The organism is Lysinibacillus sp. IITD104 (assembly GCF_036698265.2).
Classification (GTDB): Bacteria; Bacillota; Bacilli; order Bacillales_A; family Planococcaceae; genus Lysinibacillus; species Lysinibacillus boronitolerans.
In genome coordinates, this window is record NZ_JBAHYH020000001.1 from 3,147,221 (window position 1) to 3,172,292 (window position 25,072).

The window sequence follows — 25,072 nt, forward strand, 5'->3', positions numbered from 1 at the left end:
ATATATCATTTTTCTGAAGATTAAAATTAATAAATTATTTCTGCCATACCAACAACACGTTGGTTTATAGAGACTTATATGGAATCTCCCATCTATTATTCAATTCTATTATTTTTAGAACTACAAAAAAGTGTGACTAGAAAATGAATTATTCTCTAATCACACACTATTAGGGCTAGTTATAATTGACTATATACCGAAATGGCATCGGTAATATTATATTGCTCCGTTCTAGGGCTGCCGTCCGCTCCTACTGTCACTAGCACATATTCTTGTCCATTTATAAGAGCTAAGCTTGCTAAACATAAGCCTGCATCTTCTGTATAGCCAGTTTTTCCACCTAAAATTTCCCCTCCTGGCAATGCACTTGACGTCATATGCTGAAACATGCGACTGGTAAAAGTAATGCCTTCCGGATGAAGGTTTGTTGATTTTATAGAATATCTTTCTGCTGTATAAACATTTCGAAACTCATCGTTTGTTAAGGCGTATTGTAAAAGTAAAGACATATCCTTTACAGTTGTATAATGATCTGAATGGTGGAGTCCAGTTGTATTCACAAAGTGCGTATTTTTCATGCCTAGCTGCTGCGCCTTTTCGTTCATCAGTTTCACAAATCCACGTTCTGACCCCGCAACATATTCAGCTAAACCTAGTGATGCTTCTGCACCTGATGGCAACATGGAGCCATACAATAAATCTTCTAATGTCAGCTTTTCATTTGGGAGAAATCCAGCTACTGAAGCATTTTCCTCTATTAAATCCTGAAAGATATGTTTAGGTAAAATGATTTCTTCTTGTAAATTGGAGATCTGCTCAATCGCGACTAGTACCGTCATCATTTTTGTCAAAGAAGCCGGATAAATCTTTTCCTCACTTTTTTTATCTAAGAGAATTTGATTTTCATCCAAATTCACTAAAATTGCATTCGAACTGTATATATCAAGATCAAGCATATGCTGACTGGAAGTTTGTACTACTTTTGGTGCATGATCTATTTCCTGACGTAAAGCCATTGGCGATTCTTTCAATAGTAAATAAATAAATATCATCACGAATAAAAACAATAAACTCAATATACCTTTTCTCTTGAACATAAAAACAACTCCTTCTCTTTATGCTTTTATTCAACCATAAAAAAAGGAGCTTATTTTTAATTTACTATTAGTGAATTCTTAAGGTTTCTTAAGAATTGGTGGGAATCATCACGGTGAATACGGTTGTATCATTACTAGAAGTTGCGGTAATCGTTCCGCCATGGGCCTGTACAATTTCATTAGAAATGGCTAAACCAAGCCCAGCACCTCCTGTTTGGGTAGACCTTGCACTATCTAAGCGGTAAAACTTCTCAAATATCATTTTTAATTTTTCAGGAGGGATCGTCTTCCCTGTATTCGTAAACGAAATAAATGTCTGATTATTTTCGCTTTGCGCACTAATTTCAATTGTACTATTTGGATCACTGTAGGCAATTGCATTTTTTAAAATATTATTAAATACCCTTGCTAATTTATTACCGTCTGCATAGATAGTAATATCTTCATCTATTTTGACGATGGCTTTTTGCCCCTTTGGTGCCAGCAATGGATAAAACTCGTCGACCACTTGCATTAACATATGATGTAAAGGAATAGGATCTTTCTCTAAAATGATAGATTGTAAATTAAATCGGGTTATTTCAAAAAATTCATTGATTAGTTGTTCCAGTCTATAAGATTTTTCTAATGTAATCGTCACATATTTTTCTTTCTGCTCTACAGGCATATCCCTCGCTTCATCTAAAAGACTTAAGTAGCCAATAATGGAGGTTAAGGGTGTTTTAATATCATGCGCTAAATAGACAACTAAATCATTCTTTCGTTGCTCCGCTTCTTGCGCATCCCTTGCACGCTTTTCTAATTTATATTTGACGTTATTTAATTTTTTCTCCAAAAAGTCGAGTTCAGCTGGGAGCTCAATTTCCTTCCCTGACTCATCTGCAAGCATCGTGATACTTGAACTAATTTGATGAAAATATCGGGTAAATCGAGACAAGGCGATATAAAAAATAATCAACAATAATAAAATAAATCCTATGGCTAGCCAAAGCGGTTTATTTTGTCGAAATAACACATGATAGGCACTACTTGCGGCATAATAATCAAGCTGCAAGACATTTTCACAAAAGGCAATAAAAGCATCTGCAAAGGGAGCTTGTAAGACCCCATCAATAAATGCAAAATTAATAAAAAAACCTATGATGCTTGAGATGACAAGTATCGAAATAATTTGTAGAACCATTTTCCTTTTCAGTTTACCAAACTCATTTTTCAATGGTATACCCCACTCCCCAAACCGTTTTAATATACTTTGGGTTCTCCGCAGAATCTTTCATTTTTTCCCGTAAATGTCGAATATGAACCATTACCGTATTATTGCTGCTAAAGTACTTTTCCCCCCATATTTCTTGGAATAATTGCTCTGAGCTAATAACTGTTCCTCGATTTGCACATAAATACCAAAGTATAGCGAATTCCGTTGGTGTAAGGGATATAGGCCTTTCATTTAAAAAGACTTGCCGTGTGTTTTTGTTAATCACCAGGCCAGCAAAATCAATGATATCTTCATGTTGCTTCGAGCCCTGGTTGTACAAGGTAAATCTTCGTATTTGCGCCTTTACACGAGCAACCAACTCCAATGGACGAAATGGCTTTGTTATATAATCATCTGCTCCTAGAGAGAACCCATTAATTTTATCAACTTCTTCTTCCTTTGCCGTAAGCATTATCACTGGAAAATTCAATGTTTCTCGGATTTTTCTTAAAATAGTAAAGCCATCTATATCAGGCATCATAATATCCAGCACAGCTAGATCTACATTTTCATGCTCGATACATGCCAAAGCCTCTTGCGCTGTATAATATTTAAATACATGATAGTTTTCATTTTTCAAGTAAAGTTCTATTAAATCTGCAATTTCCTTTTCATCGTCAACAACTAATATATTCAACTGTATTGCCCTCTCCTTCTCCCCACTTGTTTTCCAATGATTTTTCACAGGCATTATAGCACTTACGTATGACTATATCTATTAATAAGGTAGTACCTTTGAAAGCTAATGAAAAAAGTAGAGATGGAATACTTCTTTCCAACTCTACTTGCGATAGTTTATGTTAGCAAAGGTGCTACACAAAAAAAATATTCAAGTTATTTACCTCAGGATACGCTATAGCTTAATAATGAACGATTACTACACAAACAATAGGCTTAGCCTTTCATGTTTCTCGTGATTCATTTGTTGGATTGATTGCTGTAGCAGTAGATTTTCTACTCATATCCTGTGTTACCACTCTGCCTGAGTAATATAGCATTTGTTTATTTAATTTATTCTCTTTTGCAGTTAAATTGGTTGGCTTCACTTTCAGAACAAGCGTTTTGCTCCCTAAAGATGATTGATATTTATCGATATGCTTTTTTGACAAAGGCGCTTGGTAATAATCTGGTACATATTTATCAAGCATGGCCTGCATAGCAGCAGTAGCTTCATTTAAATCTGTGACAATTTCCACCAAGCCATTTGCGATTATGCTCATATAAGCCGTATCAGTCTTAGCTGGAATGGGATCTACCATTGTTCCATAATTTTCACTTACTGTGATACATGCATTTTGATTGGTTGCTAGAATGTCTATTTTTCTTCCCTCGTTGGCACCGTGGAAATAAAAACTTCCGTCTTTGTAGACATAATTTAGCGGAATAACATATGGCATATGTTGTTCCACTAAACCAAGAAATGCAGTTTGGGCACCTTCTAAAAATTGCTTAATTTGTTTGTCGTCTGTACAAGCTCTATTGATCATCCGAATATCTGTTACCATGATCATTCCCCCCATCCTCTTCTAAAAAGGAGTCTACAGCAGTATTGCACACTAAAAAAGGGACAGTTTGATGAAAGGGAATGGGTACAAGGTAAAAATACTAGTTTATCAGAAACCCATACTATTTCTCTTAGAAGCTTTGCAAATCTCTAAGTGTTATATTTAATAGTTCATCGCAAATATCATTCAACAAATGAATGTCATATAGTGAATTATTATTTCTCCAAATTTTCACCTGCATCACGATAGAATAATTTAAGTTGTGCAACAATCATAATGCTAATGACTACAAGTAAAAACCATGAACTGATTTTACCAAAATGAACAATCGACCAAGACACCTCCTGATTCGGATATGACCATGCTCCAAAAAACGTTGCAATATTCTCCGCAATCCAAATGAAAAAGCCAATCAAAAAGAACGATACAACGATGGGCATTTTAAAGACTTTGTTCCGTACGGTAAATTTTACAATAGTACGATAAAACACAATAAATAGTAGTGCCATTAACAGCCATCTGAAATCATAAATAAAATGGTGTGTGAAAAAATTTAAGTAGATAACGGCTCCAAGTGGAATAGCTACATAACTTTTTGGCCAACTTACAATTTTTAAATCAAACCTACGCCAGGCTTGGCAAATATAACTTGCCACACTCGCATACATAAATCCACTATATAAAGGCACACCCCCTATTTTTGTCCACGCTTCTTCAGGATATGACCATGAATTGAAATTCACTTTATATAGTTCGAGCACGAGCCCAATAATGTGAAACAAGCAAATGACTTTTATTTCATCCTTTGTTTCTAAACCAAATTTATACATCAAGTACTGAGTCAATAGACAGATAACCAGAATAAAGTCATATCTTCCTACCCCAGGTATTTGAATGGCTTTAGAGAGTGCAAGTGTAGCAAATATCACAACAGGAAAAATACAAGATAATGATTGATGATACGTAAAGACTCCTAAGTCTTTACTAAAATTCTTCAACATGAATCCACCTCAAATGAACTTGTTCATAATTTAATGCTTCTTGTATGAAGAATAAACGATAAATTATCTAATTTCAATATTTTTTTATCGAAAATCGATAAATTTTTTCTTTTAATATCGAAACTATTTCTAGTTAAATACGTCTTTGTTGTTCTTTATTTATGAAGAAAAGAGTAGCCACATAAGCAGCTACTCTTTGAAATTAAAGATATATTTTTTGATTTAATTTTAATTGCACTTCTTGCTGATTTATTTCTAAGTTCGTCACTTTTTTCACTTTTAAATAATAAACGATATAACATCCAATGAAGAATGCACCACCACAGTAGAGTGCTAAACGTTGTGCTGGATCAAAAGCCAAGCTTACCATTACTATACAGTTCGCTAATAAACCTAATATAGGGATCACTGGATACAATGGCGCTTTGAATTTTAAATCCTCTACTTTTCCTCCTTGACGTATATAGGAGCGTCTAAATGCAATTTGAGATGCTGTAATCGCAATCCAACCAATTTGTGCACCTAAGCCTGCTAGAGATAATAACCACACAAAGACTGTATTAGCAGCGAAGACACTTGACAGTAATGATAGACCTGCTACAGCGAGTGTGATTAGTAATGCATTCATTGGGATACCTCTTTTATTAACCTTCCCTAAAACGGGACTTGCCATCTTTTCGACAGATAGTGAGAACAGCATACGTGTTGCAGCATAAAGACCAGAGTTTGCGACAGATAATAAGGCTGTTAGGATAACAAAATTCATAATATCTGCTGCATATGGAATACCTATGCTATCTAATACAACTACAAATGGACTTTCCACAACCCCTGCTTTATCCATTGGTATCATAGCTGCAAGTACAAATACCGATAACACAAAGAAGAACAACGTACGCCAAACAGTTTGCTTAATAGATTTAGGGATAGTCTTTTCAGGATTTTCACTCTCCCCAGCAGCAATACCAATTAATTCTGTACCTTGGAATGAAAAATTCACGGTAATCATTGTAATAAGCAGTGCTGTTACGCCATTCGGAAATAGTCCACCCTCATAAAAATGAGTAAGGAAAGGTGCATTTGTTCCATCTTTCATATCGATTAGCCCAAACATAGCTGCTCCACCAACCGCAAGGAACATAATAATTGCTAATATCTTAATGCTGGAGAAAACAAATTCTGCTTCACCAAATGCTTTTGCTGATAAACCATTCAATACAAAGAGCAGTGCAGCAAATATTAGGCACCACATCCATACTGGTGAATCAGGGAACCATCTTTGCATAAGTTGTCCAGCTCCTAAAAATTCAAGAGCAACAGTTACTGCCCAACCTAGCCAGTATAGCCATCCAACGGCAAAACCAGTAGCAGGACCGATAAATTTCGTCGTGTACGTTTGGAACGAGCCTGATACCGGCATAGCAACAGACAATTCACCCAAACATAGCATTGTTAAATACATAACTGCTCCGCCTACTAAGTAAGCGAGGATGGCACCAGTTGGCCCAGCTTGGTTAATCGTGTAGCCTGATCCAAGAAAGAAACCAGTTCCAATACATCCGCCAAGTGAAATCATAAATAAGTGTCTTGCTTTCATACTTCTTTTTAATTCATATTGTTCTGCTGCCATAAAAAACTCCTTACATTCATTATCTTGTAAGCACTTTCTTTTTTTCGTGCAAAACAGATAACAATCTAAAATTTGAATGATTAATAGATAAACTGTTTTATATATTTTATGAACTGTCAATTTTCTGACAAAATAAAGGCTATTGATTAGCTAAATTGTATTGTAAACTTACTATAGGGAGAGCTACTTTCTTATAGTTGGTTGTCGCGACCTAATTTTTTAAGAAAGTTCTTCCTTTTGGGATACAAAATGACTTCTATTCATGGCTTAAAGTAATGTATCGCCAAATAGTGAGCTGATTAAAGCTACTGCAGCAATAGCCGTTTTATTGTATTGATCTAATACTGGGTTAGTCTCAACAAATTCTGCTGAAGTAATAATATTTGCTTCTGACAGCATTTCCATAGCCAAATGACTTTCACGATAGCTAATACCACCTGCTACGGGCGTACCTACACCTGGTGCATCATTTGGATCAAGTCCATCTAAATCTAATGATAGGTGAACACCGTCTGTACGCTCCTTTAAATAGTCAATCGTTTCTGACATCACTTTCGTCATTCCTAAACGATCAATTTCATGCATCGTGTATACTTTAATACCAATTTCCTTAATAAGTTTTTTTTCTCCTGGATCTAAATCACGAGCACCAATAATAACAACGTTTTCAGGCTTTACCTTTGGAGCATAGCCTCCGATATTTGTAAGTGCTGGATGCCCAAGGCCTAAGCTTACAGCTAAAGACATGCCATGGATATTTCCTGAAGGAGATGTTTCACCAGTATTTAAATCGCCATGGGCATCATACCAAATGACCCCTAGATTCTCATAATGCTTGGAAACTCCTGCTAATGTTCCAATAGCAATACTATGATCTCCACCTAATACTAAAGGAAAACGGTTTAAAGAAATTTCATGGTCTACTTTTTGGCCTAGCTTCTCGTTACTTTCTGTGACAGTTTTTAAATTTTTTAAGTTTGTCTTTCCTTCTGCGTCTTTATCTTCGTGTACGAAGTCAATAGTTAAATCTCCTTCGTCATAAATCGAATAACCAAGGCCCTCAAGTCGTTCAGTTACCCCCGCATATCTGATAGCACTTGGTCCCATGTCTACGCCTCTTCTTGTTTGACCTAAATCCATGGGCACCCCAATAATTGTCACTTCTTTATTCATGATGTTTTCTCCTCTCCACTAATTACTTTCACAGTATAAAGAATTTGCAACATTGACTCAACTCGACATTTTTTTAAATTTTTATACAGTTTAAATTATTAAAAACATAGATTTATTCCTGTATAAACGAATGCATAAACGCTATTTCAATGCATACCAAAACATTTTTTTCCTTTTAAACGTGTTTTTTGTAAGAAATTACTAAACAAAATATTAAAACTGTTCTTTTTTTATAGTTTTTTCCGAAAATTTCGTCGGTAATTTTATCTATAAATGCTATATGTTAATAAATATTTTCCAAAATCATTCAATTATTCTTCTTTTTTACGGCAAAAAAAAGCCTTACTACAATAGTAATAAGGCTTTTCAATTGCCTATTTTAATAGTCGCACAATACTATTCAAACAGGTTTCTTTATAAAATTTATGTTGTTCTTCTAAATCGCAGGTTAACCACTGAATTAATGAACCATCAATCATTGCCCTCATCATTTTTGCATAGGTTAAGGAATCAATGTCTGAACTAAAGACACCTTCTCTTTTTCCTAATTCAATAATTTCTTGTCCAATTCTCCAGCAATTCTCATAAAATTTTAAGTTAATTTTTTTGTACTCTTCATTGCTATTTGCCTGAGCTAAAAAATCTAAATAAACTCTGTAAAATTTTTTATTTTCTATAGGGGATACAAAAACAGCATTTAAGTAGGCCTGGAGCTTGTCTATAGCTGTTTGATGCTTGCCTATTTCTTGTATTTCATAGCTGTAGATTTTGCTCGTAGTGGATTCCAGTAATTCTAATAAAATGTTTTGTTTGCTTGTAAAGTAGTAGTGAACTACCCCTTTTGAGACACTGGCATGATTGGCTATGTCTTGTAGTGTAACCTTATCATAACCTATTTGTGAAACAGCGTTAAAGGCTGCTTTCATAATCTGTTTTTTACGTTCTTCCTCTTTCTTTTTCATAGGAGCCTCCGATGACTTGATAGAAGTTATTATACATGAAGAGTAGCAACAATCCAATTTTATGTTGACCGGTCAGAATAATTTTGATACTGTTTAATGGAATAAAATTGTAGGGGGACGTTTACGATGACGGCAGAAAATTTTAGTGCGTTAGTAGTCAATAAAGATGATGCATTTACAGTGAAAGTGAACAAGTTAACTTTAGAAGATCTACCAAAGGGTGAGGTATTAATTAAAGTTAGTTATTCAGGTATTAATTATAAAGATAGTCTTGCCTCTATTCCTGATGGTAAAATCGTTACGTCTTATCCTTTTGTTCCTGGCATTGATTTAGCTGGGACTGTTGTTTCTTCTGAGGATTCTCGCTTTAAAATTGGTGACGAGGTCATTGCAACTAGCTATGAAATAGGTGTTTCCCATTTTGGTGGCTTTAGTGAATATGCCCGCATCCCAGCGCAATGGATTGTACCGCTTCCAAAAGGACTTTCCCTTAAAGAGGCTATGGTAATTGGTACTGCAGGATTTACAGCTGCATTATCTGTTCAAAAGTTAGAGGAAAATGGTATTCATCCTGAAAAGGGAAAAATTCTTGTGACAGGGGCTACAGGTGGTGTAGGTAGCTTTGCTGTCTCTATTCTTTCAACACTGGGTTATCAAGTTGAAGCGAGCACAGGAAAAGAATCTGAACATGAATATTTACAATCACTCGGGGCTACTACAATAGTAAATCGTGAAGAGGTTTATGATGGAAAAATTAAAGCATTAGGCAAACAAAAATGGGCTGCTGCTGTAGATTCTGTTGGTGGAGAGCCACTTGCCTCTTTATTAAGCCAGATTCAATATGGTGGGGCTGTTGCAAGTAGTGGTTTAACAGCAGGTACACAGCTTCCTACAAGTGTATTTCCCTTCATTTTAAGAGGCGTGAGTTTACTTGGAGTTGATTCTGTTTATTGCCCAATGGACATTCGATTGAACATTTGGCATCGATTAGCGACTGATTTCAAACCAGCAAACCTTAATGATTTCATTCAGCAAGAGGTAACACTACAACAACTTCCTGATGTTTTACCTATCTTACTAAAGGGTCAAGCAAGAGGCAGAATCCTTGTTACATTATAAGGAGTTTCATCAAGCCTCCTTCTCCATTGTATTTCCCAGAAAATAATTCTAGTTGTCAAATAAGCTACTACGCATAGCGAGCGTGGTAGCTTTTTTTATGGTTGACATCTCCCTGACATATATGCGCTTTATAGTAACTCATGAACGACCCACCTGTTTCCTTTAGACAAATTTAGGCACCTAAGCTTGTCTAAATTAGTACTAACAAGCATACCAATAGAGTATGTAGACAGCTTTCTGGGAATTCAATACTATAATTAAAATTTTGGAGATGAGCGTATGAAGCGAGCACATATTAATGAATTAAATATTACACGAGCATTAGCCATTCTAGCTGTCCTTCTTATTCATTCTACTAGTACCCCTGTAACGGCTTTATCTAGTGACTCAAAACTATATCCATTTTATGTATTTTTTAATATTTCCCCTAAATTCGCTGTTCCTGTTTTTATTTTCTTAAGTGGATTTGTATTATTTTACAATTATATACAAAAGGATTTAACAAAGGAGCTTATTAAAAATTTTTATAAAAAAAGAGTGACACAAATTCTCATTCCTTACCTCTTTTTTTCTATCTTTTATTATGCAGCGATGCAATTTTATGTGATATATGATTTAGCAGAAACTTGGCGCTCCCTATTTAGTATCGAATTTCTGGAAAAACTATTATTAGGCAAAGCGTATACCCATCTATACTATATTTTTATTATTGTCCAATTCTATCTTTTGTTCCCATTACTCCTATATATTTTAAAGAAAAAACCAGCCCTATCTCCTCATTTAATTTTGATTGGCTTTGCTCTTCAATGGGTCTTTATTCTATTAAATGCGGAGTTTTGGCAGTATCCCTATAGAGGGAGTATCGCTTTCTCTTATCTCTTTTATTTCTTAACAGGGGCATTTTTAGGAATCTATTTTGAAAAATACAAAGGATGGCTTCAACTAAAAAAAGAAAATTTTCCTATCACGATACTTTTTTTGTGGTGTATATGGCTAAGTTCTACGATATATAATGTATATTTATATTTCTATGTTTATTCATCACAAACCTATCTAGTGAACAGCACCATATTTGAGCTAGTTTTTCAGCTACAATCTTTTACAGCCTGTATTGTCTTATTACAGCTTTCTTTCTGGATCTATGATAAATGGAACCAAGCTATTGTAAATGGCTTAATCAATCTAGGAACAGTATCATTTGGCATCTATCTACTACATCCATTTTTCCTTTTCCTTTATAGACAATTAAGTACTGGTGGTAATAGTATTATCTATCACCTTTGGAGCATTGGGGGCTTTATCTTTTCTCTCTTCGTTCCATGGATGGTCGTACTATTGATGGGCAGATTCTTTAAGTACCATTGGATTGCCTTTGGTCCTATCCCAAGCAAATTCCCTTACAAATAGCCGTTCTATATACACAGCCTGTTGTCGATTAGTTTCCGTCAACCGGCTATGTATTTCTTTGAGAGCCTATTTACCCTTGCTATATTTTAAAAAAATTTGGGTTTCTTCAGGGATACATTATTAATAAGAAGAAACTAATTAAAAAAGCCCTGTAGAGACCTCTCCACAGGGCATTTCAATGAACGATTTAATTATTTTGCAATTGAACCGTCTTTTACTTTGTTGTTATTAGCATCAACTAAGTTTGTAGATTTGAATTCAACTACAATGCTATCCGTTAAAGCGTAATCCGCTTTAGTTGTCACAGTTAATTTACCATTAGCTACAGCAGCTGAAGCAACCTCTACAGTTGAACCAGCAATTTTAACTGTTAAACCTGTTGGTGCAACTTGGTCAGCAATACTTTCAGTGAAGTCAACAGTAAATGTTTTGCTATCTACTACCGTTACTTTAGATGCTACAGGCACAATATTTTCTTTAAGTGCTACTAGAATTGTAGCTTTTCCACCTTTAAGTGTATTACCTTTTGTATCTACTACATTTTTAGCTTCAAGTACATAATTACCATTAGCAGTGATAGAACCTTCTGGTAAAGTGAATCGTACTTTTTTAGTACCATCTACAAATTGAAGTTGAGTGCCAGCAGGTAGCTCTTTTCCTCCAATTGTGTAGTTAGCAGGATTTGTTGCTGTTGCAGTCACATCTTTAGCATATTCAACAGTGAATACGTTATTGTCAGTTACAACAACTGGAGTAGCTCCGAATACTAATGAATCTGTTGGTGTTTCAGGTGTAGCTTCAAATACGCCTGTTGTTACATTGAAAGTAACAGTATCAGCAGTTACATTGCCAGCTAAATCTGAAACTGCTTTAGCAGATAATTCAAATGTGTATGTTGAATTGCTATCTAAATCAATGTCCACTTTTACAGTGTTTTTCTCTGCACCCTCGATTTTACCGTTACCATCTACATCGAAACCAGCAACAGCTTTTACTGCTGTTTCTTTCCCAGTAGTGTAAGCAATACCATTTTGAGTTTTAACTGTTAATTTACCATCTACTTTTACTGGTTCACTAAAAGTAAGGTATAAAGCATCTACGTCTGTAGTAGCATTTACATCATCAGCCACTAACATTTTAGAAGAAACAGCTACTAAAGTAGCAGGCGTTAAATCTTTAGAAAGAATAGCATTGAACTCAAATGCATCTCCAGCGTTACCAGCTAAATCTTTTTGACCTTCTACTTTAACATTGGTATTGATGAATGTAGCAGTACCTAATGCAGTTTTTGCATCAATTGTAAATACAGTTTTATCCTCTGCATCTTTAATATCAGCATCTGTTAAATAGAAAACAGTTGATCCAACAGTTACTTTTGCATACCCTTTAACTGTATTCTCTTTATCAACAACAAAATCTTGTTTCTTTAATTCTTCTGAGAAATCGAAAGTGATTTCTGTACCGTTTACTGCTGTTGAAACAGTTGGTTTTGAGTTATCAACGTCTGCTTTAAGAACTGTGAAGTTAACAGCAATCGGATTTGCAATATTATTAGCAAAGTCAGTTGCGCCAACGATGTCTACTTTGTAAGTTTGTTCAGCAGTTAAACCATTGATTGTTAATGTTTTACCAGATAAAGTGTAGCGATCCTTAGCAAGTTCAGCACCATTTAAGCTTACAGTTCCTTCACTTTGTACAAGCTCGTCGAAAGTGATAACTGCTGTAGTACCTTTTGCTTCAACAGTATTTACACTTACAGGAGTAGTGTCTGCAAATGTGATCAATTTGTTAAACTCTTCTGTTAGAACTTTTGCATCTGCTTTTGTTTTGATTGGCTTTACAGTCACTTTGCCATTTGTTAATTTAATCTCTTTATCAGTTGTTAAAGTAACAGTCATTCCATCTTCAGATACTTTTGCATTCGTAATAGCTACACCTTCAATAGCATATTTCGCTGTCACTGCAGCATCTTTAGCATCAACAGCTGTATTGAACTTCACTTCCAATTCTTTTGCATTAAGTCCTTTTACAGAATCTACAGCTGGTGTTACCTCTTTAGTTGTTGCATCAATTGTACGTTTTACCATTGTAGCGAATTCTTCACGGCTGATTTTATCCTGTGGTGCTAATAATGACCCTTTACCATTGATTACACCATTTTCTACAGCTGTTTCTAAGTAAGATACAGCCCATTTAGAAGCTTTAGAAGCATCTGCAAATTGGCTAAGATCTGCTTTACCTGTTAATTGGTAACCTTGAACGATCACTTTAGCAGCTTGTTCTCTTGTTAATTGAGCTTTAGGCTCAAATTTACCATTGCCCATACCATCAAATAATTCTGGTGAAGTTGCAAGTACTGCGTTATAGAACCAGTCATTTTCATTTACATCAGAAAAATCTTCTGTGCCCGTAGCTTTTAAATCTAATGCTTTAGATAAAATTTCAGCAGCTTCTGCACGTGTAAGTGTACCAGCTGGGTTGAAGTTTCCTTTTTCATCGCCTTGGATGTAGCCTTTATCAGTTAAAAATTGTACAGCTTCTTTTGCCCAAGATGAAATGCTAGCTGCATCTTGAAATTCAGCAGCTGATGCTACTGGTACGATTGCTGATGCTACAAGTGCTGCTGTAGCTGTAGTTGCGAAAAATTTACGACCCTTGTTTTGTTTTGTCATAGTATATTCCTCCAGAATTTAAATAAATTATATTATTCTGTGAGAACAATATTATCGCGCTATTTAATTATAAAATTATAAAAATATGTATAAATCGTTCCCACAAATAATAATTTAACCAATTATATGTAAAGCAATCTTCTAAATTTTCCATGATTAAATATCCCAATCAAACTGTAATTTGCTTTACAACACAATAATATAACTTCATTACCAATAAATAAACGCTAAAAATAAGGTAATATTAATACTTCATTGGCTATGTAGGGAATCTTTTCATAAAAAATTTCTAAAATAAGGAAACATTATGCTGAAGTGCGACAAAACAATCCATTTGGATGAATATTACAGACACCTATTTTTTTCTTCAATTTTGTTCTAGTATTTTTTTAATATAATAATAATTCCTTTAAACGCTTATTTTTATACTCCTTAAATTTCATCAGGATTCAAATATATGCAATTACTTATATAGATGAACTCATCTTTAGCGAAATTGGATTAAATGGATGGTATAGAAGAAAAATACTGATGCATGAATAACCGAGGCTCAAGTTTGGGAACAACAAAAGGAGATCGTTTAGGGGCTCTCACTATCTCAATATTATCGATAATGATTATCGTTGTTAATTAAAAATAAATCTTTAAATTCGAACTGAAAAACTACGGATATCTATCTAGTAGAAGAATGAAAAGTGTGAGCTTTATCTTTGCTCAATCGTTTTTTAGGTTGGGGCAATTGTTTGTAATCAACACTTCGATGAATGTCGAAATATTTATCTTTTACAATGGGTTCTGATAGTGAAAATATTTTGCGGGAGGAACTTATAATGAAAATAATGAAACAAATACCAAATACAAAAATAATAAACCCTAAAATTTTATATTATGGATTTCCTGTAATTTTACTGAGTACGTTAAATGAGGATGGTACAGTGAATATTAGCCCTTTATCTTCTTCTTGGGTATTAGGAGACTGTATTGTCTTAGGCATTGGACTTGGTGGAAAAGCAATTGAAAATTTAGAGCGACATCCTGAATGTGTCATTAATATTCCTGCCCCCTCTCTATGGGAGAACGTGGAACAGTTAGCTCCATACACAGGAAAAAATCCAGTTCCAGAATTTAAGAAACAGATTGGCTTTACATTCAGAAAAGAGAAACTTGATAGTAGTGGCTTAACACCTATTGGATCTACAACGGTTATTCCTACTCGAATTATGGAGTGTCCAATTCAAATCGAAGCCCAGGTAAAACATATTCGCATCCCAGATTATTCTCCTAATTTTGCTATTGTTGAGACCCAAACGATACATGTTCATGCCCATGAGGATATAATTATAGAAGAAAATCATATTGATCCAAATAAATGGAGTCCTCTCATTTATAATTTTCGTCATTATTTTGGTTTGGGTAGCAACCTTGGTAACAACTTCCGTTCTGAGATCTAAACATTGGCATTAAAACATAGGGTTCACAAATAGTAAAAAAAGACCAGGTTCTCATTTAAGCGCCTGGTTAGTTGTTTCATTAACTAATTGTGGTCAAGATAAAATACTTGCTGTTCAGAGGGATATACTATCCAATGACAAAATGCTGATCAGGGCTATCGTTTGATAATTGGTCTTTTGCACTCAGTTGAGAATCACTTCAGTTTATTCTGTTCAAAAAAATTCTCTAAAGTTTTTAACGATTTCCTTTGCTTTTGTACGATATAAATAGTGATTAAGGATAGCTTATACAATGAAGGTGTACTGCCTATGACAACCATATGAACGGAGTATGAACAAAAAAATAGTACGTCGTTATATAAAATATAGAGAGGGCCCAAGGATCCATTTGTTATGGCACTACTTAATTGATATGAAAAAAAGGATCTTCAAATCGAAGATCCTTTGGCGAATTTTTTGCTGGATTTTTTGTATTTCGTTTTGACGTTTTTTAACAATCCATCTTTATCAAGCAATGTAGGTAAGCTGATGCCGATAACGATTGTTACGATACCTGCTATTTGCAAAGTTGTAACCGTTTCGCTTAAGAGAATAACGGATACCATCACCGCGATTGGCAATTCAACAGCACTCAATATGGATGACATACCTAATCCCACTTTAGGCACTGCAATTGTGAATAAGAAAACTGGTATAATCATGCCAAATAACCCTAATGCTAAACCATAAATCCACAGTCCCTCGTTAAACAAGGTGCCATTCCAAATAATTTCTGGAGACTGAAAAGCCGCCGTCGTCATGAATGCAAAGAAAGAAACCAAAACTAAACGGTTGGAGGTTGTCATACTTGCGGTTGTCTTTCCGTTTACATATAAAAATAAGGAGTAACAAAGAGCAGCTGCTAAACCCCATAACCACCCTTGAAAAGGTATTTGAGACAAATCAACATCAATTATACCAGCGGCTGGTATGGTTCCAGCTACTAATATAATTAAAGAGATGAATTCAATTCTGCTTGGAAATTGTCGTTTTGTGATACAAGAAATCAACATACCGATCCATGTAAATTGAAACAGTAATACTACTGCTAAGGACGCAGGCAAAAAGTTTAATGAATGACCATATAAAATATTTGTTAACCCTGTTAACAAGCCTGCAAATAAAAGGATTTTAACGCCTTTAAAGCTAAAGTTTGATCTATTTGTAACTAAGGAAATACATACTGCTATACAAAACCCGATAAAAAACTGACTTGTAACTGCCTCAGCTACAGAAAAGCCACTACGCATTGCCAGTTTTATAATAGTTGAAACGATACCAAAACTACTAGCTGCAATCACTACTAATAGGGGATAAAGATATATCTTGATTATTCACTTCCCTCTCAAAATTTGTCTTGATGAAATTTTGTTTATGATTTTGAGATGTCGAAAAAAATCATAATCTCCAATATATATCACTGATTGTTATTTTACAATCTTTTTTTTCGTTCATAAGGAATTCTCCCGTAGCGAAAATGACAAAAAAAGCCAAAACTCACATATATAAAGGGTTTGGCTTTTTTCTATGTATTTTTTATTAAAGTATGTTAAATTGAATGTTTTTCTCAATTTTCTTCAGCATATTACAATCTTACTCTGTAATAATCCAATCAAAAAAACACCTCCCTCTATAAAAAATATAGAAGTGAGATGTTTTTAATGTTCACTAATATGATTAATGAACGGCCGCAAAATGTTTAGCGTGACTCTTTTGGCGGTTGGCATACATCACATTTTCGTTGGTTTTTATTTTTAAATTTTGTAAATGTTTTTTCAAAGTTACTACCACATGCACATTTAAATAGTAGCTTTTGAGAAAAACCATGATATTCTGTCGTTAACAACTTACTTTCTGAATTGTTCTCAACAAATTTCTGAATATCACCAATCGTCCAACGTTTATTCATTCACTTACACCTCCATATTTGATCGTTCTGCGGAGGCTTTTCCTGGCATCCGTTATAAGTACCTTAAGTGCCTCATTATAACATGAGCTGACTCACAATAAAATAGATTTTGACAAGCCTTTGACTCGTGCTAGGAAGCGGAATTCTTGCCTGTTACGATTCGAGCAAGCCTCCCAGCACTTGGCATTCTAAGGAGCTTCCATCTTTAATCAATCTTTTTAAAATTCAAAGCTTTTGAATCTGCTCTTTAATATCCACCTTGCATAATCCACCGTGATAACAAATCACAGATTCAATGTCTAGGTCTGCATATTTCTTTAAAGATTGTTGAGCAACCTCTATATCCAAAGTGGTTGGGACATGAATCCCTCCTAGTGTACCATTTATACTATACATCGAATCGCCTGCAACAAGCGTTTTACTTTGCTTTAAATATAAACTGATATGGCCAGGCGTATGTCCTGGTGTATGGATAACTCGTATTCCCCCACAATATGGTAGTTCTTGACCGTCTTTCAAGATCTCATCTACTTTGCTCTTAGGTGGATTTGCTAGATGCCCGTCTTTCAACAATGGTAATTCCCCCTGAATATAGGGCTTATCTAATTCATGCGCATATACTTTTATATGACTTCCACAATATTGTAATATCTCAGGAAGACTGCCTATATGATCGATATCCTGATGTGTCAATATCACAACTTTTAGTTGGTCGAACGACACGCCTACCTTATCCATTGCTATACGTAGATCTTCCATTTGTCCTGAACATCCAGTATCAATTAAAACAGCCATCTCCTGATCCCATAATAGCGTTGGATGAATGAAGGCCCCATTAAATTCAAGCTCCAGAATCTCTACTCCATTAGAAATTTTCATTTTCTTCCCCTTTATAATTAGATTTTATTATTCAGGAACAAGTTAATTTTTCATATCCTGAAGAACAGTCCCCTTCCGCCAAAGTAACTCTCTCAACGTGTCGAAATTGACTAGAATCGTTCCAACAATAATTGTCATAGTACCTATTCCTGTTAGCCACGAAATATATTCATGATAGAAGGTAACACCTAATATAACGGCAATTACTGGTGAGATATACAGCCATGTTGACGGAAAAACAGGAATTGTTCGTGAAACAAGCCAATAATAAATAGTGTGACCGATCATTGAACCAAAAATAATCAAATAAAAAAGAGAACCCATTGAAGCTGGACTTAAAAGATAATGAAGCTGAATGTTCTCAGTAAAAAGTGACAAAATGATTAATAAAATCCCTCCATGCATCATTTGTGCTGCATTTAAAGCAATTGGGGATGTTGTTCCGAATTTTTGGATAACATGCTTTGTATAAATCGTTCCAGATGCGTAAAAAACTTCACCTAAAATAATAGCGAAACAACCAACCATCCAGAGAGGACTAATCTCAATTGCAAAACTAGGTAAGATTAAGAACGTAACACCAATGACTCCGACGACACAGCCAATAAATGATTTCCGATTTCCTTTTTGCTTCAATAGGAATGTCTGAATCACAATAATCATCATCGGACCTGTAGCAGATAAGACAGCCGCGATTCCAGATGTCACATACTGTTCTGCCCAGTATAATGTGGCAAACGTTCCAAAGGTTAAGCCCACTCCTGTAAAAAACATTTCTTTCCGAAATAATAACCGGATTGTCGTTTTTTTGCGCCAAACCATAAAACTAAATAGTAGTAAACCAGCAATGAGAAAACGAAGACCAGCTGATAAAAACGGAGGAACTCCTGCATCAACCCCAACTTTAATTGCTAAAAATGTTGTCCCAAAAATCAAACACATAAAGAAATAATTAAAAATTACCATATCATACTCCTCCTCTTTTTCTATCATAAAAGAAGGAGGATAGAACAGATTGAAAAGGATAGAACAGATTAGAGCAGTTCGTGGTACAATCGTTTTGAATAGGAGGGATCGATGTGGGCAAAGCAATTCAAAATGAAGATTATCTTTTTAAGAAAATCTATGATAATGTACTGCACAGAATAGAGCGTAAAGAATGGAAAGAAGATGAAAAGCTTCCCTCCGTCCGGCAATTAGCATCTGAAATGAATGTTCATCGGCTAACGGTTTTAAAGGCTTATCAATTATTGAAACAGCATGACAAAGTTTATGTAAAAGATAAATCAGGCTATTTTGTCCAATCAACTGTATCGAAAAATCTTGAATATCTAAATCAGGAGAATCCAATTATTTCAGCATACGTAAAAAAAAATCATTTATCCGAAATCCATCAACCATCTTTTTCTTATCACTTTTCTCAGGCATTGATTGATCCTAATCTTTTGCCAAATCATTATTTTTCTGATTACGTAAAGGAAGTGTTTGACCTTTATCCAAAAGTACTGGCAACCTACTCCACTGTGCAAGGTGATTTAGAACTGCGTGAAACACTTACCCAATATTTTATCAACCAGTATAAAACTCATCTCAGTGCAGATGATCTGTTAATAACGTCTGGCTCACAGCAAGCCATTCACTTAGTTGCTCAAGCTTTTATTAAGCCAAGAGACGTCGTTTTATTGGAACGTCCAAGCTATAGTGCTGCGATTGATATTTTTAGCGCACAAGGAGCACAAATTGTAACCGTGGATATCCATCCTGAGGGCTACGATTTAGAACAGGTTGAATACTATATTAAACAATACAAACCTCGCCTATTTTATCTCAACCCCACCTTCCATAATCCTACTGGTTATACGGTTTCAATCGAGCAGCGCAAAAAGTTAGTAGAATTAGCTGAGCACTATCGGTTTCTATTAATTGAAGACGATGCCTATCACGACATTTATTTTGATGAAGCCCCACCTCCACCGATTTACACATATGATAGTGCTGGGACAGTCATTTATATCCGAAGCTTTTGCAAATATATCTCTCCTGGTTTGAGAATTGCGACTGTTATTTGTCCATCATCATTGATGAAATCACTATTAACAGAAAAATCGCTAGCTGATAATGGCTCACCACTTCTCAACCAAAAAATTTTTCTCCATTACTTCTCCTCACTAAGATTGCAGCAACATTTGGAGAAAATTCGGATCGCCCTGCAGATTCGGAAGGAAATTATGGAGGAGGAGCTAGCTGTAACAGGTTGGCGTTGGATCAGCCCAAAAGGCGGTCTGAATTTATGGGTACAGCTCCCAGATGATCTTCCAACTGAATTATTATTATCTAAAAGTATCGAACAATCGATATCCTTTGTCCCAGGTCAAGTTTGTGATCCACTAAAACAGCTATCATCCTGGATACGTTTAAGCTATTCTTATGCTAATGAAAAACAGCTAAGTGAAGGAGTAAAAAAATTGGTTACAATGGCGCAATCGCTTTCTAAGTGATCGGACTGTCTAATGAACTTTGGCTAATTCATGTTCCTTAACTTATTGTTGGAAACTGGGACTACCGATTATTTTATCTATAAACGATGGTTCATAGCTTTATCAACCATTTTTAATTATTCGTTCATAGTTGACGCGAATTGTAAAAAGCAGTGAACAAAGTAACTCAGGCAGTCACACAGACCTAAACATATTTAGCTGTCAAGTTGAATAATATGAAAAAAAGCTATACACCTAGCTCTTATCTGTATCAAAATCATTGCAACGAAGGACAGATCCTTCAGATTTGATGAACCCATATTGACGCTATACCCCCAGCAAAATAACAGTCAAATTAAAGCAGCCTCTGTTAAGGAGAATTACTTTTATTATTGAAGAGCGAGATTTAGAGAAATTTCTATTCTCATAACCTCCCTATAGAATGATAGAATGTTTTTATACAGTGATAGAAGGAGGAGAAAGATATTGTCTAATCAAAATGAGTCTTCATTAGATAAGGAAAAACAGCCTGATCCGAAAGTTAAAGTAGAAAGAAAAGAGGGAGAACCTACTGCTGCTTTCAAGGGGGCTTCCTGGGCAGCATTGTTAGTAGGTGTGACGGCTTATTTTATAGGCTTGTTTAATGCAACGATGCAACTAAACGAAAAAGGATATTACCTAGCTGTTTTAGTATTTGGACTCTATTCAGCAATATCCTTACAAAAAGCTGTAAGAGATAAAGAAGAGGGAATACCAGTTACGAATATTTATTATGGTATTAGTTGGGTTGCACTTATTGTGTCGATTTCATTAATGGGCATTGGGCTATATAATGCTGGAAGTATTGTTTTAAGCGAAAAAGGATTTTATGGTATGTCATTTGTTCTAAGTTTATTTGCATCCATCACGGTTCAAAAGAATATTAGAGACACACAGCAGGCAAGAGAAAGAGATTAAGTTACTGAAAGAGTCGAGAAGTTCATTCTCGATTCCTTTTGTCATTTTTTCTTAAGCTCCATGCTCCACCAGACTATAAAAAAGAGCATGGCTGTCATCAGCCATACTCCTCTCAATTTTATTAATTTTCTCCGCTTATCTCGACTAAAATTTTAGATTGCGTTTTGTCATTTGTTAACGTTTTGAATCCTTTTTCAACAATCTCATCTAATTCAATTTGACTTGTGATGATCCCTTGAGGATTTAGTTGACCAGCGCTCATTGCATCAATTGTTCGTTGGAAGATTGACGGTGTATAAACAATGGATGATAATACATTAACACCTGTGTTTGTAAGCTGCATTGGATTCCATTCGATTGGTCTTGCAAAAATCGAAACAATCATCATGTTACCACGAGGTTTTGTTACATCAATTGCTTGTTTAAAGGTTGGGGCAACCCCCGCAACCTCAAAGGATACATCAACCCCATCTGCAACAATCGCGCGAACTGCTTGTACAGGATTTTCTTTCCCTGAATTAATAGCATGGGTTGCACCTAATTCTTTTGCCTTTTCTAATCGATCATCGGATAAATCTAATACAATAACTTTACTAGCACCTGATGCTTTTGCAGCGATGACAGTTAATAATCCAATAGGTCCAGCCCCAAATACAGCAACAGAATCACCTAATGTAACCCCAGCATCTTTGACAGCTTGTACAGCAACAGCCATTGGTTCTACCAATGCACCATCTTGTAATGTTAAGTTATCTGCTAATCGATGTATATTCGTTACAGGGACATTAACATATTCCGCAAATCCACCGTTTCCATGTAAGCCAATGAAGTTAAATCCATCATAACGATCGACTTCTTCATGTTTTTTTCTATATGTTAATGTAGGATTGATGACAACTCGGTCCCCAGCCTTAAAGTCAGTAACCTTAGAGCCAACTTCTTCGATGATACCAGCAAATTCATGTCCCATTGTAAGTGGGGCAACTTCACCTGTTAAATCAGCTTTTTCATCAACTGGTACGAAAACCGGACCTTCTTCGTATTCATGCAAATCACTTCCGCAAATACCAGCCCACGCTACTTTTACTTTCACTTCTTCTTCTCTTAAAGCGCGTAATTCAACCTCTTCAACTCTAATATCTTTCACACCATGCCAAACTGCAGCTTTCATTTATGTTACCCCCATAAAATTATTTAAATTGGTACCATAAAATAACATCCTTAATAGCTACTCGTGCATGATCAAAATCCGACACTTCTATACACTTGATAAAAGTATTGATGGACATATGATAGGATTCAACTAGATTCATCTTCCATTTTGTTTGTGCAGCTACATTTGTAACAAATATTGTTTCTTTAAAGAATCGTAGCATCGCAATATTTCCTGTAACATCAAAAAACAATTGTAACAAGTGGGCAAACGAAACAACATATTCATAAATATTTTCAGCAGACTTTCTTTGTTTCATCGCTTCAAAACGATGTAATAGTTCATTTTGCAAATCGGCAGTCCATTTAGATTCACACTTGGTAAGTGCAATATCCAATAGATGATAAAGCGCTTCCAAATAATCCTTTAATTCCTGATCCGTTATAATCTTCACTCTTACACCTTTATGTTGTACTTTTTCAACTACACCATCTTTTTGTAAAAGATAAAGGGCCTCACGGACAGGTGCATGACTTACTTGTAACTCCTTTGCAATTTCCGCCTCTATTAAGCGCTGACCTTGTTCATAGTAACCAGAAAATATACGAAATAATAATCGTTCAGCTATTTGCTCAGAAATTGTTTTTTTTGAAATTGAATTTTCATCAAACCCCATTAAACCACTCCAATAAATTTATATCTTTTTATTTTAACATAGTTCAGTGTATAGGGTGATTAGCTAAAAGCGTTATATATTATGGATTATAGATTATCGATAATCTATAAAAGTATTTTAATCTATAAATTCATTTCTTTCAATTATCTTGTTTCGATTATAACTATTCCCAGAAAATTGGAAATAAGATCACTATAGTCTTCAAGGTCAAAATTTTTCAAAATCATCACCATCTTTTTTTCTCTTCATATTCTATAGAATCAGAATATTGAGGGGGAAACATATGGGGATTGAATTCACAGCTCTCCATTGGATTTACGTGGTTTTTATTGTGCTCATCATCGGATTTATGGTTAAACGTCGCGATACCACCCTCATTTGTGTAGTAGGCATCTTTATGCTAGCAATTGTTGCGACAGGTGATTTTACTTCGTCTATAAGTGGTGTGTTTAACAGCTTTATTTATGCCATAACTGAGCTGCTATCAACGATTCTTATTATTTCGATTATCGTAGCGATGAGTCGGGTCATGATGTCTTCAGGTATTAATGAGGTTATGGTGGCCCCTTTCACAAAGATCATTAAAACACCCGCACTCGCTTATTGGACAATTGGACTATTAATGATGCTTATTTCTTGGTTTTTCTGGCCATCACCTGCAGTAGCGCTATTAGGAGCAGTGCTCTTACCTGTTGCGATTCGGGCGGGCCTCCCAGCACTGGGGGTTGCCATGGCGATGAATTTATTTGGGCACGGTATTGCGTTATCGAGTGATTTTGTCATTCAAGGGGCTCCAAAATTAACGGCTGATGCTGCGGGTATTCCTGTTGGAGATGTTGTTTCAGCTAGTATTCCACTTGTTATCACAATGGGTGTTGTAACGACAATTGTTGCTTATATTTTTTTACGACGTGATATGAAACGAGGAACGCTACTTTTAAATACTGGCAACAATGAGGAGATGGATGTTGAACAAGAAACTGCAGAAAACTTACTGTCAATTGGGCAAAAACGATTCTTCGCCGTACTTATTCCTATTGCCTTTATCTTAGACGTTATCGCTATGTCAGTATTCGATTTAACGGGCGGCGATGCAACGGCTTTAATCGGGGGAACCTCTGTTTTTATTTTATTGTTGCTTAGTATGGTTGCTCATAAATCAGCGGGTTTAGAAAAGACAACAAGTTATTTGATTCAAGGATTTCAATTCGGCTTTAAAGTCTTCGGACCTGTAATTCCAATTGCTGCTTTCTTTTATCTTGGAGATGCTGGCTTTACACAAATTCTTGGTGATCACCTCCCCGCTACCTCACACGGTATTGTCAATGATCTTGGTGTCGGTCTTGCAGCAATAGTTCCGTTAACAAAGGAAATTGCTGTTGTCACGCTAGCAGTTGTTGGTGCTATTACAGGATTAGATGGTTCTGGCTTCTCAGGCATTTCTCTTGCTGGCTCTGTCGGTAGTTTGTTCGGCAATGCCATTGGTGGAGGAACAGCCACTTTAACTGCTTTAGGGCAAATTACAGCCATTTGGGTTGGTGGCGGCACATTAATTCCATGGGCATTAATTCCAGCTGCTGCAATTTGTAATGTCAGCCCATTTGAGCTAGCACGACGAAACTTGATCCCTGTAGTCATTGGACTGATTGTGACGACAATTGTGGCGGTGTTTTTAATTTAGTTTCAACCAAAGGAAAAGAGATGGTCACT

The 25,072-nt window shown here is 35.5% G+C and carries 21 protein-coding genes; 6 read left to right on the forward strand and 15 right to left on the reverse strand.

Annotated features, from left to right (window positions below; translation table 11 throughout):
• Nucleotides 1-179: 179 nt before the first annotated feature.
• The 8 genes from V1L66_RS16105 to V1L66_RS16140 all read right to left on the reverse strand — a co-directional run bounded on the left by V1L66_RS16105 (nt 180) and on the right by V1L66_RS16140 (nt 8,623).
• The gene (locus V1L66_RS16105; RefSeq protein WP_333006518.1) at nt 180-1,097 is read right to left on the reverse strand and encodes a serine hydrolase; all 918 of its coding nucleotides are present in this window, start codon (nt 1,095-1,097) and stop codon (nt 180-182) included.
• 88 nt (nt 1,098-1,185) lie between these two features.
• On the reverse strand, nt 1,186-2,280 hold the full coding sequence (locus tag V1L66_RS16110; RefSeq protein ID WP_312125791.1) for a HAMP domain-containing sensor histidine kinase: 1,095 nt from the start codon (nt 2,278-2,280) through the stop codon (nt 1,186-1,188).
• A 22-nt stretch (nt 2,281-2,302) separates the two neighbouring features.
• Complete coding sequence (gene vanR / locus V1L66_RS16115) at nt 2,303-2,995, reverse strand: VanR-ABDEGLN family response regulator transcription factor (protein WP_312125788.1); 693 nt, start codon at nt 2,993-2,995, stop codon at nt 2,303-2,305.
• Nucleotides 2,996-3,254: 259 nt separating this feature from the next.
• A complete protein-coding gene (locus V1L66_RS16120; protein ID WP_333006519.1) occupies nt 3,255-3,857 on the reverse strand; it encodes a pyridoxamine 5'-phosphate oxidase family protein in 603 nt (200 codons plus the stop codon).
• Between the two features lie 215 nt (nt 3,858-4,072).
• Nucleotides 4,073-4,858, reverse strand: coding sequence for a DUF817 domain-containing protein (locus V1L66_RS16125; RefSeq protein ID WP_333006520.1), 786 nt, complete (start codon nt 4,856-4,858; stop codon nt 4,073-4,075).
• Between the two features lie 202 nt (nt 4,859-5,060).
• Nucleotides 5,061-6,488 (reverse strand): amino acid permease, encoded by a 1,428-nt coding sequence (locus V1L66_RS16130; RefSeq protein ID WP_016994824.1) that lies wholly within the window; start codon nt 6,486-6,488, stop codon nt 5,061-5,063.
• Between the two features lie 267 nt (nt 6,489-6,755).
• Entirely contained in the window at nt 6,756-7,661 is a 906-nt protein-coding gene (rocF, locus tag V1L66_RS16135) for an arginase (RefSeq protein ID WP_036079979.1), read from the reverse strand.
• 374 nt (nt 7,662-8,035) lie between these two features.
• A complete protein-coding gene (locus V1L66_RS16140) occupies nt 8,036-8,623 on the reverse strand; it encodes a TetR/AcrR family transcriptional regulator (protein WP_333005462.1) in 588 nt (195 codons plus the stop codon).
• A gap of 126 nt (nt 8,624-8,749) precedes the next feature.
• On the opposite strand from V1L66_RS16140, the gene V1L66_RS16145 reads away from it, so the two are divergent.
• The gene (locus V1L66_RS16145; RefSeq protein WP_333005463.1) at nt 8,750-9,742 is read left to right on the forward strand and encodes an acryloyl-CoA reductase; all 993 of its coding nucleotides are present in this window, start codon (nt 8,750-8,752) and stop codon (nt 9,740-9,742) included.
• Between the two features lie 279 nt (nt 9,743-10,021).
• Nucleotides 10,022-11,149: an acyltransferase gene (locus V1L66_RS16150; protein WP_312125763.1), complete on the forward strand. Its 1,128-nt coding sequence runs from the start codon at nt 10,022-10,024 to the stop codon at nt 11,147-11,149.
• A gap of 191 nt (nt 11,150-11,340) precedes the next feature.
• On the opposite strand, the gene V1L66_RS16155 is transcribed toward V1L66_RS16150, so the two are convergent.
• Nucleotides 11,341-13,821, reverse strand: coding sequence for an S-layer homology domain-containing protein (locus V1L66_RS16155; protein ID WP_312125760.1), 2,481 nt, complete (start codon nt 13,819-13,821; stop codon nt 11,341-11,343).
• Nucleotides 13,822-14,651: 830 nt separating this feature from the next.
• Here V1L66_RS16155 and V1L66_RS16160 point away from each other — a divergent pair.
• On the forward strand, nt 14,652-15,272 hold the full coding sequence (locus tag V1L66_RS16160; RefSeq protein ID WP_333005466.1) for a flavin reductase family protein: 621 nt from the start codon (nt 14,652-14,654) through the stop codon (nt 15,270-15,272).
• Nucleotides 15,273-15,700: 428 nt separating this feature from the next.
• Here V1L66_RS16160 and V1L66_RS16165 read toward each other — a convergent pair whose 3' ends face one another.
• The 4 genes from V1L66_RS16165 to V1L66_RS16180 form a co-directional block, all read right to left on the reverse strand.
• Complete coding sequence (locus V1L66_RS16165) at nt 15,701-16,636, reverse strand: DMT family transporter (RefSeq protein ID WP_036079994.1); 936 nt, start codon at nt 16,634-16,636, stop codon at nt 15,701-15,703.
• 374 nt (nt 16,637-17,010) lie between these two features.
• On the reverse strand, nt 17,011-17,220 hold the full coding sequence (locus V1L66_RS16170) for a hypothetical protein (RefSeq protein WP_016994831.1): 210 nt from the start codon (nt 17,218-17,220) through the stop codon (nt 17,011-17,013).
• A 225-nt stretch (nt 17,221-17,445) separates the two neighbouring features.
• Nucleotides 17,446-18,099, reverse strand: a complete 654-nt coding sequence (locus V1L66_RS16175; protein ID WP_312125753.1) for an MBL fold metallo-hydrolase — start codon at nt 18,097-18,099, stop codon at nt 17,446-17,448.
• 42 nt (nt 18,100-18,141) lie between these two features.
• Nucleotides 18,142-19,065 (reverse strand): DMT family transporter, encoded by a 924-nt coding sequence (locus V1L66_RS16180; protein WP_016994834.1) that lies wholly within the window; start codon nt 19,063-19,065, stop codon nt 18,142-18,144.
• 113 nt (nt 19,066-19,178) lie between these two features.
• On the opposite strand from V1L66_RS16180, the gene V1L66_RS16185 reads away from it, so the two are divergent.
• Together V1L66_RS16185 and yiaA are read left to right on the forward strand one after the other, a co-directional pair.
• The gene (locus V1L66_RS16185; RefSeq protein WP_312125749.1) at nt 19,179-20,597 is read left to right on the forward strand and encodes a PLP-dependent aminotransferase family protein; all 1,419 of its coding nucleotides are present in this window, start codon (nt 19,179-19,181) and stop codon (nt 20,595-20,597) included.
• Between the two features lie 465 nt (nt 20,598-21,062).
• On the forward strand, nt 21,063-21,533 hold the full coding sequence (yiaA, locus tag V1L66_RS16190; RefSeq protein WP_016994835.1) for an inner membrane protein YiaA: 471 nt from the start codon (nt 21,063-21,065) through the stop codon (nt 21,531-21,533).
• A 121-nt stretch (nt 21,534-21,654) separates the two neighbouring features.
• Here the strand turns inward: yiaA and V1L66_RS16195 are convergent, their stop codons facing one another.
• Nucleotides 21,655-22,704, reverse strand: a complete 1,050-nt coding sequence (locus V1L66_RS16195) for a 2,3-butanediol dehydrogenase (RefSeq protein WP_036080010.1) — start codon at nt 22,702-22,704, stop codon at nt 21,655-21,657.
• A 19-nt stretch (nt 22,705-22,723) separates the two neighbouring features.
• Nucleotides 22,724-23,362, reverse strand: coding sequence for a GntR family transcriptional regulator (locus tag V1L66_RS16200; protein ID WP_036080013.1), 639 nt, complete (start codon nt 23,360-23,362; stop codon nt 22,724-22,726).
• 283 nt (nt 23,363-23,645) lie between these two features.
• Here V1L66_RS16200 and V1L66_RS16205 point away from each other — a divergent pair, with 283 nt between their 5' ends.
• Nucleotides 23,646-25,043 carry a hypothetical protein gene (locus V1L66_RS16205; RefSeq protein WP_016994839.1) on the forward strand — a complete coding sequence of 466 codons (1,398 nt, stop codon included), beginning with the start codon at nt 23,646-23,648 and terminating at the stop codon, nt 25,041-25,043.
• Nucleotides 25,044-25,072 lie beyond the last annotated feature (29 nt).